We start from the raw sequence: 268 nt of genomic DNA on the forward strand, positions 1-268 counted from the left end.
GAGGCCGCGCACGACCTCGGCGGTGATCCGGTCCTCTGCCCTGACCGGTTCGGCCTGGTCCGCCGTCCGGCCCGCCCCCTCGACGTCCCCTGTCGCGAGAAGGGCACGCGCCTTCATGAGCGACAGCCGGGGGAGCTCCTCGGCCGGCGCCTTCGCCAGTGCGACGTCGTAGGCGGCGACGGCCGCGGGGTCCCCGGTGACGTAGAGCAGGTCCGCACGGAGGGCGAGGAGCCGGGCGAGGTCGTCCGGTGCGGAGGCTCGCGCGCTC

1 protein-coding gene is annotated in these 268 nt (G+C 76.1%); it reads right to left on the reverse strand.

The annotated features are described in order from the left end of the window. On the reverse strand, positions 1 to 268 hold a 268-nt coding region (locus tag L9G74_RS20800), incomplete at both ends, for a hypothetical protein (protein WP_238898659.1).

Origin of the sequence: Shewanella electrica (assembly GCF_022321485.1) — a bacterium.
Classification (GTDB): Bacteria; Pseudomonadota; Gammaproteobacteria; order Enterobacterales; family Shewanellaceae; genus Shewanella; species Shewanella electrica.